This is a genomic window from Streptomyces sp. NPDC110618 (assembly GCF_055657065.1).
On sequence record NZ_JBVKBN010000016.1, the window covers coordinates 188,313 to 198,257 of the forward strand.

The 9,945-nt window shown below is 71.3% G+C and carries 9 protein-coding genes; 6 read left to right on the plus strand and 3 right to left on the minus strand.

Annotated features, from left to right (window positions below; genetic code table 11):
- Positions 1–69: 69 nt before the first annotated feature.
- Positions 70–2,181: a serine/threonine-protein kinase gene (locus tag ACZ7L7_RS26145; RefSeq protein WP_472077405.1), complete on the minus strand. Its 2,112-nt coding sequence runs from the start codon at positions 2,179–2,181 to the stop codon at positions 70–72.
- Positions 2,182–2,364: 183 nt separating this feature from the next.
- On the opposite strand from ACZ7L7_RS26145, the gene ACZ7L7_RS26150 reads away from it, so the two are divergent.
- From ACZ7L7_RS26150 to ACZ7L7_RS26160, 3 genes are read left to right on the plus strand one after another with little or no spacing between them, the layout of a single operon-like run.
- Entirely contained in the window at positions 2,365–2,682 is a 318-nt protein-coding gene (locus ACZ7L7_RS26150; RefSeq protein ID WP_285516387.1) for an SH3 domain-containing protein, read from the plus strand.
- A gap of 43 nt (positions 2,683–2,725) precedes the next feature.
- Complete coding sequence (locus ACZ7L7_RS26155) at positions 2,726–3,220, plus strand: EamA/RhaT family transporter (protein ID WP_453606346.1); 495 nt, start codon at positions 2,726–2,728, stop codon at positions 3,218–3,220.
- A gap of 59 nt (positions 3,221–3,279) precedes the next feature.
- Positions 3,280–4,044, plus strand: coding sequence for a class I SAM-dependent methyltransferase (locus ACZ7L7_RS26160; protein WP_285516385.1), 765 nt, complete (start codon positions 3,280–3,282; stop codon positions 4,042–4,044).
- Here ACZ7L7_RS26160 and ACZ7L7_RS26165 read toward each other — a convergent pair.
- The gene (locus ACZ7L7_RS26165; protein ID WP_285516384.1) at positions 4,008–5,462 is read right to left on the minus strand and encodes a SulP family inorganic anion transporter; all 1,455 of its coding nucleotides are present in this window, start codon (positions 5,460–5,462) and stop codon (positions 4,008–4,010) included. The two genes, ACZ7L7_RS26160 and ACZ7L7_RS26165, sit on opposite strands and share 37 nt — an antisense overlap.
- A gap of 313 nt (positions 5,463–5,775) precedes the next feature.
- Here ACZ7L7_RS26165 and ACZ7L7_RS26170 point away from each other — a divergent pair, with 313 nt between their 5' ends.
- The 3 genes from ACZ7L7_RS26170 to proC all read left to right on the plus strand — a co-directional run bounded on the left by ACZ7L7_RS26170 (position 5,776) and on the right by proC (position 8,290).
- On the plus strand, positions 5,776–6,591 hold the full coding sequence (locus tag ACZ7L7_RS26170; RefSeq protein WP_285516383.1) for an ABC transporter ATP-binding protein: 816 nt from the start codon (positions 5,776–5,778) through the stop codon (positions 6,589–6,591).
- The gene (locus tag ACZ7L7_RS26175; RefSeq protein ID WP_285516382.1) at positions 6,588–7,385 is read left to right on the plus strand and encodes an ABC transporter permease; all 798 of its coding nucleotides are present in this window, start codon (positions 6,588–6,590) and stop codon (positions 7,383–7,385) included. Before ACZ7L7_RS26170 ends, ACZ7L7_RS26175 begins: the two co-directional genes overlap by 4 nt.
- Positions 7,386–7,477: 92 nt before the next feature.
- Entirely contained in the window at positions 7,478–8,290 is an 813-nt protein-coding gene (gene proC, locus ACZ7L7_RS26180) for a pyrroline-5-carboxylate reductase (protein WP_285516381.1), read from the plus strand.
- Between the two features lie 51 nt (positions 8,291–8,341).
- Here the strand turns inward: proC and trpS are convergent, their stop codons facing one another.
- The gene (gene trpS / locus ACZ7L7_RS26185; RefSeq protein ID WP_453606351.1) at positions 8,342–9,361 is read right to left on the minus strand and encodes a tryptophan--tRNA ligase; all 1,020 of its coding nucleotides are present in this window, start codon (positions 9,359–9,361) and stop codon (positions 8,342–8,344) included.
- Between the last annotated feature and the right edge of the window lie 584 nt (positions 9,362–9,945).

Genomic DNA, 9,945 nt, shown 5'->3' on the forward strand with positions numbered 1-9,945 from the left:
GCTTCCGAGCCGGAACGGCCGCACTTTCGGCGCCCGAACCTGCCGATCAACAGGCGCGCCGCCGCCCCGTCACCAGGCAGCCGGGTTCCGGGCGTCCACCGCGAACACCGAGCCGTCCGGCGCCCCCGCGTACAGGTGGCCCTCAGCGAGGACCGGGGCCGGGAGTTCCGTGGCCACCCAGTCCGCCTTCGCGGGCAGCCGGGCCCGGGTCTGGCCCACGAGGACACCGTCCTCGGCGTCCACCGCGAGCAGCCGTCCGTCCGCCGCGCTGACGAACACATGGCGCCCGTCCGTGACCGGGGCCGAGCCGCGGCTGACGGAGGTCTCCAGCGACCAGAGCCGGGTCCGCCGCTCCAGGTCCACGGCGTCGAGCGAGCCGCCCGAGGCGAGCAGGTAGACACGGTCACCGCGCACCGCGGCCAGGGGGTCCTGGCGGGGCACCGGCAGCCGTGCGCGGAGCGACTTGCCCGAGTCCGGGTCGTAGCGGACGAGCGCGGTCGTACGTCCGCTGGCGGGCTCGACGGACTGGAAGTGGACCACGCCCCGCCGCACGGCGAACGGCTTCAGCGTCCCCTTCAGCGGCGCCTCCCACCGCACCTTGCCGGAGGACGGGTCCACGGCGGTGACGAGCGTGCCCGTGCCGTCGTCCGTCGGCTGTACCGCGTACGCCAGCGGGTCCCCGGCGAAGGAAGCGAAGTACGGCTGGGACAGGCCGGGGATCCGCTGCCGCCACTCCGTCCTGCCGGTCGCGGCGTTCACCCCGGTGACCGTGCCGTCCTGAGCGGTGAACAGCAGCATCCCGCCCGCCGCGCGCATGGAACTGTGAGCGGGCGTCTTCCGCTTCCAGCGCACCTTGCCGGTAGCCGGGTCGAGGCCCTCCAGCCGCGGATCGCGGTCCGTCAGCGGCTGCACGAGCCCGCCCGCCAGGGCCGGCGGCTCATCACGGAAGTCCGTCCTCGCGACGGAGTGCCGCCACAGCACCGTCCCGTCGGAGGGCCTGAGCGCGAACACCGACCCGGGCTGCGCGCACAGCAGTTCCTCCGCCCCGTAGGAGCACTGCGGCACGGACTTGGCTCCCGTCACCGACGCCGACTCCCATGACTTGAACGCCGCCGCCGAGGAGTCCCGTACGCCGTCCCCCGGCGATTCCTCCTCCGCCCCCGCCATCCGCACCACGGCGAGCGCCCCGCCCACCGCGAGCACCACCCCGGCCGCCACCAGCACCGCCCACCGCCGCCGGAACCGCCCGCGTCTTCGAGGAGCCGACTCCTCGACGTCCGGCACCACGGGCGGCCGGGCCCCGTCGTCGTCACCCGTCCGCTGCGCCGGAATGAACGCCTGCGTGTCGTACTTGGCCGCCTCCGACCGCAGTTCGCGCATCAGCTCGTCCGGAGTCGGCCGGTCCTCCGGATCCTTGGCCAGGCAGCGCCCGATCAGCGGCGCGAGACTCTCCGGTACGCCCGTCAGGTCAGGCTCGTCATGGACGACCTGGTAGGCCACGACATACGGGCTGTCGGAGTCGAACGGCCCTCGCCCCGTGGCCGCGTGCACCATCACCGACCCCAGCGCGAAGATGTCCGCGGCGGGCCCCACCTCCCGCGGCCGCCGGAACTGCTCCGGCGCCATGAACGGCGGCGTCCCGATCAACTTCCCGGTCTCGGTCCGCAGTTCGCTGTCCTTTGGCCGAGAAATGCCGAAGTCGATGACCTTCGGCCCGTCCTCCGCGAGCAGCACATTGCTCGGCTTCAGATCCCGGTGCACGACCCCCACCCGGTGGATGTCGCGCAGCGCCTCCGCCAGCCCGGCCATCAGCCGGCGCAACTGCTCCGGCGCCAGCGGACCGTTCCGCTTCACATGCTCGGAGAGGGTCGGCCCGGGGATGAACAGGGTCGCCATCCACGGCCGTTCGGCCTCCGGGTCGGCGTCCACGACGGACGCCGTGAAGGCCCCGCTGACCTTTCGCGCCGCCGCGATCTCCTGCCGGAAACGCCCCCTGAACTCGCGGTCCTTGGCGAACTCGGCATGAATGACCTTCACCGCGAGCTTCATCCCGGAGGTGCTGCGCGCCAGGTGCACCACGCCCATGCCGCCGGAGCCCAGGCAGGACTCCAGCCGGTAGTGCCCGACCTGCTCCGGAAGTTCCGCTTCCGCGCCCGCTCCGGCGTTCCGCTGTGGCGCCATGGGACCACCCCCGTGCTGTTCGTACGCGCGCGCGACGCACGGAGCCTAGTCGATGACTCGTACGGGACAGAGGCGACTTGCTAGCCTCTGTGTGCGAATTGCGTACGCGTGTTTCGTGGCGAGATCCGAGGGAATCATGGGGGTCCCATGGCAGCCATGGGGTCCAACGGGGGAGGTTTTTCCATGAGTGTTGACCGCGTCGAAGGCACCGAGGAAGTCGAGGGCGCGCAGGCCGAGACGCTCGCCGCGTCCGTCAAGACGTACCCGGTCGCCCCGGGGGTCCAGCTGAACGTCCGCAGCGGCCCCGGCACCGGCTACAACATCGTCCGCGTCCTGCCGGCCGGCTCCCGCGTGCCGATCTACTGCCAGACCACCGGAACCAAGGTGACCGGCCCGTACGGCACCAGCAAGATCTGGGACAACATCAGCAACGGCGAGTTCGTCTCCGACGCCTACATCTACACGGGCAGCGACGGCTACGTCGCCTCCCGCTGCGGCTGAACCCACCCAGGGGCCCGCGGCCGGACCGGGCCATAATCGACGCGTGAGCGACGAGAACGGCACCCCGGAACCGACCGCAGGCCCCCGCCCCGAGCCCCTGCGCTTCTTCGGCACGACCTGGGTCGACCACACCGACGGCTACACCGCCCGCCGGGTCGGCGTCGCGGCCGGTGCCCTCGCCGCCGCCGCGGTCTCCTGCCTGGTGCTCCGCTTCGCCTACGAAGGCCTTCAGATCGCTGCCGTCGGCGGTTTCGTCACGGTCCTGATGGTCGTGATGTTCGCGATCTGCTCCGCCCTGGCCTTCAGCAACACCTGGGGCGGCTTCAGCAAGCGCCACGACCCGACCCGGCAGGCATCCCTGCGCGGCCTGCTGATGATCGGCTTCATCGGCTCCCTCCTCGCCTACTTCCTGCGCGCCCTCGTCGAGGCCCCGGGCGAGAAGCTGCACCGCGAGGAGTACGAGACGGCCCGCGAGCAGTTCGAGAAGCGCAGCAAGCGCCGCTCCGGCAACCCCGCGAAGAAGCGCCGCCGCTCCTGAGCGGCACTCCTACCGAAACTCCGTCGCCCGGGACCCGGTCCCCGGCCCACCATGTCCGTATGACGGCACCCTCCTCCCACGCGGGCCGAGCCCACTCCTTCAACGCCGCCGCGGCCCAGTACGCCGCCCACCGCCCCTCCTACCCGCCCGCCCTCCTCGACGCCGTCGAGGAACTCACCGGCCGCCCCCTCAGGGGCGCCCGGGTCGTGGACATAGGCGCCGGTACGGGCATCGCCACCGCCCTGCTCCAAGGCCGCGGCGCCGACGTCCTCGCCGTGGAACCCGGCGCGGGCATGGCCGCCGAACTGCGCCGCGCCCACCCCTGCATCCCCCTCGTGCGCGGCGACGGCAACGCCCTGCCGCTCGCGGACGCCAGCGCCGACCTGATCACCTGCGCCCAGGCCTGGCACTGGACCGACCCGGCGCGAGCCCTCCCCGAGGCACTGCGCGTCCTGCGCCCGGGCGGCGCGCTCGCCCTCTGGTGGAACATGTACGCCCTCGACATCCCCTGGATCGCCGCCCAGGCCGCACGCATCCAGCACTACTTCGGCCTGGACCCCGACGAGGAGAAGAGCGGCACCAGCAGCCGCGTCGCCGACCCCGAGGGCCGCGTCGACTTCACCCGCCGCCTGGTCCGCTGGAGCCGCAGCGTCCCCGTCGACACCCACCTGGGCAACCTGGGCAGCCACTCGGTCTTCCTGGTCCACGCCGACCGGGCGGGCGCCTTCCTCGCCGAGGAACGGGCCCGACTGCTGCACGCCTTCCCCGACGGCACCGTCGAGGAGACCTACGATGTCGACCTCCTGGTCGCCACCAGGCCGTAGCCCCCGTCGGTACCGTCCTTGCGGCGCGCCGCGGCCCATCCCTCCAGGGCCGCGGCACAGGCGTGGTCCAGATGCCGCAGCCCGCCCAGCTCCAGCCGCACCTCACGGTCCCGGGGCAGCGCCTCCAGGGCGTCCAGCAGCTTCGGCAGCCTGAGGAACGTCGCATGCCCCACCACCCGTACGACGATCCCGGCGTCCCCCAGGTCCTCGGTCTCCACATTCACATGGCTCACGTCCCACGCCGTCTTCGCCACGGCGAGCGCCAGCCCCAGCAGCACCCCCTCGAACAGATTCCCCAGCACGATCGCCCCGGCCGTCACCACCAGCACCACCAGCTCCCCGCGGTGCCCCCGCCACAGCGCCCGCACCTCCCGCACCGGCACGAGCTTGAGCCCCGCGCACACCAGCAGCCCGGCCAGCGCGGCCACCGGGATCCACCCGAGCACTCCCGGCACCACCGCCGTGAACAGCAGCAGCCACACCCCGTGCAGCACCCGCGAGACCTTGGTCCGCGCCCCCGCCTGGACGTTCGCCGCGCTCCGTACGATCACCGCCGTCATCGGCAGCGCCCCCAGCAGCCCGCACACCGCGTTCCCGGCGCCCTGCGCCATCAGCTCCCGGTCGTAGTCCGTACGCGGTCCCTGGTGCAGCCGGTCCACGGCCGCCGCGCTGAACAGCGACTCCGCCGACGCGATCAGCGCGAACGCCACGACGCTCCCGAGCACCCCCACTTCCGTCAGCCGCCCGAGATCCGCCGCCTCGGGCACCCGCACCGCATCCCACAGCCCGCGCACTTCGACCCGCCGCACCTCCAGGCCGAACACCCCGGTCACCAGTGCCGCCACGGCCACCGCCACCAGCGGCGCGGGCACCAGCCGGGCGCCCCGCCGCCACCGCGGCCACAGCAGCACCACGGCGATGGTGGCCGCCCCCACCGACAACGCCATCGGATCCGCCCGCCCCGGCAGCTCCACCAGCCCGGCGAGCTTGCCGAGACCGCCGCCGGGCGCCTCGGTGTCGCCGAGGGCGTAGACCTGACCGGCCACCAGCACCAGCCCGATCCCGGCGAGCATCCCCTGCACCACGGCCACGGACACCGCCCGGAACCACCGCCCGAACCGCAGCGCCCCGAGCACGAGCTGCACCAGCCCGGCCCCGAGCACCAGCACCCCGAGCACCTCGACCCCATGGGCCCGGACCGCCTCGTACACCAGCACGGTCAGCCCGGCCGCGGGCCCGCTGACCTGGAGGCTGCTGCCGGGCAGCAGCCCGGCCACCAGCCCACCGACGATCCCGGTCACCAGCCCCAGCTCGGCCGGCACCCCGGAGGCCATGGCCACGCCCACACACAGCGGCAGAGCCACGAGGAACACGACGAGAGAAGCGAACAGATCGGCCTTGCCTACGCCACGGACCAACACAGCGGCACCTCCGGTTGCCAACGGGAGATGCGTGGGTGCCGTACCGGGGGAGGGCACGGCGAATGTGTGTGCAGGCATATGACCTCGCACTGAAACCCATTGTCAGGAGCAGACCCCCCTCGCGCAGCGGCGCACGGCCACCGCCCGAAGGCGACGGAGGCGCACAAAGCGGACCGCCCGCCTCCAATGACTCCGTCACGCGCCTGCGCCGGTCGGGCGCAACGACTTGACGGCACCCCCCGTTCGGAGAGTTAATCCGCACATGATGAATATCAAGCGTCAGGCACCCACCCCCGAAACACCACCAGACATGAATAAATCACCCGAAGAAGCCGGCCAGACCCCCCGATCAACCGACAACACCCCCGCCATCCGCGCCGAAGGCCTCACCGTCGTCCGCGGCCCCCGCACCGTCCTGCGCGGCATCGACTTCACCGTCCCCCGCGGCCAGATCACCGGCCTCCTCGGCCCCTCCGGCTGCGGCAAATCCACCCTCATGCGCTCCATCGTCGGCACCCAGGCCAAAGTCACCGGCACCCTCGACGTCCTCGGCCACCCCGCCGGCCACCCCGAACTGCGCACCCGCATCGGCTACGTCACCCAGGCCCCCTCCGTCTACGACGACCTGACCGTCCGCCAGAACCTCGACTACTTCGCCGCGATCCTCGCCCCCGGCCGCCACGCCGCCGACCAACGCCACGCCAACGTCACCCGCGCCATCGAGGACGTCGACCTCACCGGCCACACCGACGCCCTCGCCGGCAACCTCTCCGGCGGCCAGCGCAGCCGCGTCTCCCTCGCCGTCGCCCTCCTCGGCACCCCCGAACTCCTCGTCCTCGACGAACCCACCGTCGGCCTCGACCCCGTCCTGCGGCGCGACCTGTGGCAGCTCTTCCACGACATCGCCGCCCGCCGCGGCGCAACCCTCCTCATCTCCTCCCACGTCATGGACGAGGCCGAGCGCTGCCACCGCCTCCTCCTCATGCGCGAAGGCCAGGTCCTCGCCGACGACACCCCCGACGCCCTGCGCACCCGCACCGGCTCCGACACCGTCGAAGCCGCCTTCCTGCACCTGGTCGACGAGGCGGTCGCAGCCGCCGCCCGCGAGAAAGAGACCGCCCGATGAGCACCACCACCCACCCCGCCCCACCCACGGCGCTCAGCCCGGCCCCGACCAGCGCCCTCAACCTCTCCCGCACCCTCGCCACCGCGGCCAGGGTCCTGCGCCAGCTCCGCCACGACCCACGCAGCATCGCGCTGATGATCCTCGTCCCCTGCGTGATGCTCTTCCTGCTGCGCTACGTCTTCGACGGCGACCCGCGCACCTTCGACAACATCGGGGCCTCCCTCCTCGGGATCTTCCCGCTGATCACGATGTTCCTGGTCACCTCCATCGCCACCCTGCGCGAACGCACCTCCGGCACCCTCGAACGCCTCCTCGCCATGCCCCTCGGCAAAGGCGACATGATCGCCGGTTACGCCCTCGCCTTCGGCACCATCGCGATCATCCAGTCCGCGCTCGCCACCGCCCTCGCCCTGTGGGGCCTCGGACTCGACGTCGTCGGCAGCCCCTGGCTCCTCCTCCTGGTCGCCCTCCTCGACGCCCTCCTCGGCACCGCACTCGGCCTCTTCGTCTCCGCCTTCGCCGCCTCCGAGTTCCAGGCCGTCCAGTTCATGCCGGCCGTGATCTTCCCCCAGCTCCTCCTCTGCGGCCTGTTCACCGCACGCGACAACATGCACCCCGTCCTGGAGGCCATCTCCAACGTCCTGCCCATGTCCTACGCCGTCGACGGCATGAACGAAGTCCTCCGGCACACCGACATGACAGCCACCTTCGTCCGCGACGCCCTCGTCGTCGCCGGGTGCGCGGTCCTCGTCCTCGCCCTCGGCGCCGCCACCCTCCGCCGCCGCACCGCCTGACCACGTCCCGCCCACCGGACACCCCACCCACACTCAAGCCCCCGATGGGAGGATGAACACCGGACGACGAACACCCGGAGGGCACCCCAGCCATGACTCAGAAAGTCGCAGTCCTCGGCACCGGCAAGATCGGCGAAGCCCTGCTCAGCGGAATGATCCGAGCAGGCTGGGGCCCGAACGACCTCCTGGTCACCGCCCGCCGCCCGGAACGGGCGGAGGAACTCCGCCAGCGCTACGGAGTCACCCCGGTCAGCAACCCCGAAGCCGCCAAGAGCGCCGACACCCTGATCCTCACGGTCAAGCCGCAGGACATGGGCACCCTCCTCGACGAACTCGCCCCGCACGTCCCCGCCGACCGCCTGGTCATCAGCGGCGCAGCGGGCATCCCCACCTCCTTCGTCGAGGAACGCCTCACCCCGGGCATCCCCGTCGTGCGCGTCATGACGAACACCCCCGCCCTCGTCGACGAGGCCATGTCCGTCATCTCCGCCGGCAGCCACGCCACCGAGGAACACCTCGCCCACACCGAGGAGATCTTCGGCGGCGTCGGCAAGACCCTCCGCGTCCCCGAATCCCAGCAGGACGCCTGCACCGCCCTCTCCGGCTCGGGCCCGGCGTACTTCTTCTACCTGGTCGAAGCCATGACCGACGCCGGCATCCTGCTCGGCCTGCCCCGCGACAAGGCCCACGACCTCATCGTCCAGTCCGCGATCGGCGCCGCCACGATGCTCCGCGACAGCGGCGAGCACCCCGTCAAGCTCCGCGAGAACGTCACCTCGCCGGCCGGCACCACCATCAACGCCATCCGCGAACTGGAGAACCACGGCGTACGCGCCGCCCTCATCGCCGCCCTCGAAGCAGCCCGCGACCGCAGCCGCGAACTCGCCTCCGGCAACAACAGCTGACGCCCGGCCGCCCCCGCCCAGAGCAGGGGCGGCCCACCCGGTCCTCCGGGGCTACACACTCACCCCGATATCAGCACTCGCCGGCAGCAGCCCGATCGCCCGATACGCCGCATCCACAGTCGGCCGCGCCATCGCCCGAGCCCGCTCCGCACCATCCCGCAGCACCCCCTCCACATATCCGGCATCGGTGCACAGCTCCCTGTGCCGCTCCTGCACCGGCCGCAGAACCTCCACCACGGCCTCCGCGGTGTCCTTCTTCAAAGAGCCGTACGACTCGTATACACCGCTCAGGTCCTCGGGGTTCCCACCTGTGCACGCGGCGAGGATCTCCAGCAGATTCGCCAGGCCGGGCCGCCCCTCCCTGTCGTACACAACGTCCCGCCCGCTGTCGGTGACAGCCCGCATGATCTTCTTGCGCACCACATCCGGCTCGTCCAGCAGATAGACGATCCCCGGCCCGACGTCCTCGCTCTTGCCCATCTTCGACGTCGGATCCTGAAGGTTCATCACCCGAGCCGCCACCGCCGGATGAGTCGCCCGAGGCACCACGAACGTGGTCCCGTACCGCTGGTTGAACCGCACCGCGAGATCCCGCGTCAGCTCCACATGCTGCGTCTGGTCGTCCCCGACCGGCACCTCGTCCGTGCCGTACGCCAGGATGTCCGCCGCCATCAGCACCGGATAGGTGAGCAGCGACAGCCGCACACTCCCACCGCGCGCCCGCTCCCGCCCGGCCTTCTCCTTGTACTGGATCATCCGCCGCATCTCACCGTCGGTGGCCACGCACTCCAGCAGATACGACAGCCGCGCGTGCTCGTCCACATGACTCTGCACGAACACCGTGCACAGCGCCGGATCCAGCCCCGCCGCGAGCAGCAAGGTCGCCGCCTGCCTACTCAGCCGCCGCACCCGCGCCGGATCGTGCTCCACGGTGAGGGCGTGCAGATCGACGATGCAGATCAGTGCGTCGGCCCGGTGCTGATCGACCTGCACCCAGCGCCGCATGGCCCCCAGGTAGTTCCCCAGCGTCAGATGCCCCGTCGGCTTGATCCCGCTGAAGACCCGAGTCATCTCTCCACCTCCTGGTCGAGACCGCCGTCCTCGGCCGGCCGACCCTCCGGAGGGAGATACGAGAACGGCCGCCGAGGCGGCGGCCGTTGTGTGCACACGTAGGAACGGCCGCCGTCAGGCGGCCCACCACAGCTGGGTGTACGTGCGCGTCGTCATGCGGGCCAGCGTACGCCTCCAGGGGGTCTCACGGGTCCGAGTTGACACTCCTGGACGCGATCCGTAGTGTTCTCCGAGTTGTCCGACGTGAGCGCCGACTCCGGTCGGTCCCCGGACAGCCATTCCGCAAGACCCAACCAACAATCGACGACAGTCGACCTGTCTGCCGTCGTGTCATTGGCCTGTGTATTTACGGAATGAGGAATCCACGTTCGAAAGGACGCGGCCCCCCGATTAGCTCGGGAGCCGGGAATCCGCTAAAGTCTCACTCGTCGGAACGGCCCGCAACGGCCGGGAAGACAAATCCCGCTGACTGGGAATCAGGCCCGAAAGGATCTGATAGAGTCGGAAACGCAAGACCGAAGGGAAGCGCCCGGAGGAAAGCCCGAGAGGGTGAGTACAAAGGAAGCGTCCGTTCCTTGAGAACT